This window comes from Paenibacillus sp. SC116 (assembly GCF_024733555.1).
Classification (GTDB): Bacteria; Bacillota; Bacilli; order Paenibacillales; family Paenibacillaceae; genus Paenibacillus_B.
In genome coordinates, this window is sequence record NZ_JANIOF010000019.1 from 1 (window position 1) to 1,021 (window position 1,021).

The window sequence follows — 1,021 nt, forward strand, 5'->3', positions numbered from 1 at the left end:
CATTAGCTCAGTTGGTAGAGCACCTGACTTTTAATCAGGGTGTCGTAGGTTCGAGTCCTACATGGCTCACCAGTTTTTCAACTTATGTCTGTGCGATGCACAGGCTTTTTTGTTTTTTATATATAAAAATTACATGCAGATGAAATGCCGCTTTTATTGATATGTAGTCAAGGAGGAGTTCATCTACATGGAGGATTGACTGACGAATATATGTACTGCCGTATTAGTTTACGTATCTGGAATGATTGTAATCGCGACGGTCTGGACATGAGCATCAATATGTCAATTTTATTACTCATGATTTCTCCTTAACTATTTAATTGCTTCTCAGTATAACCATCATATATAGGCGGAAAATTGATATCCAACTATTTAATAGCAGCTGTAAGTGTAGCGATTGGATACTTAGCGTCTTATCTATATGTTAATTATTATTTTACAGCTGTTTCATTTTCGAGTGTGATTATGGGGCTGTTATTTTATCTAGTCTGGGTTCTCTTTATCGTATCATTTACAACCATGATTAGTACTATCGTTAACAGTCAAGTTGTTATTGCGTTACTATCCATTATGTTTCTTATAGGTTGTAGAGTTATAGTCGGATTGAGTCCAATCGTCGATCAGATAAACCGAGCTAGTATGATTAAACTTGCAATAGAAACGTTAATCAAGGGATCAGCTAGTTCGAACGCAATAAGGCGGAGAATAATTGTGTGCTCTTGTAGCATGTGTCAACTATAAGAGTAAACTTACTCAGGGACGTTGCCAGTCGGCCATGCTGCAAATAGAGTTTGAACAAAAGAATAATTTACCATGATTAAAAGAATTAAAAAAGTTTGCAATATATGATTAGTTTATGTTATATTAATATATGTCCTCGTTACGAGAGTTTGTTGAAAACACGAGAATAACGAAGATAGAGTAAGAAAATGAAAGATATGCGGACATAGCTCAGTGGTAGAGTATCGCCTTGCCAAGGCGAGGGTCGCGGGTTCGAATCCCGTTGTCCGCTCCAGAATAT

Annotated in this window: 1 tRNA gene and 1 pseudogene; both read left to right on the plus strand. The window is 36.7% G+C overall.

The features are described from left to right. Positions 1 to 339: 339 nt before the first annotated feature. Positions 340 to 696, plus strand: a pseudogene (locus NQ117_RS23970) (hypothetical protein); the annotation flags it as partial. Positions 697 to 940: 244 nt separating this feature from the next. Continuing rightward, positions 941 to 1,015, plus strand: a tRNA-Gly gene (locus NQ117_RS23975). The last annotated feature ends 6 nt before the right edge of the window (positions 1,016 to 1,021 follow it).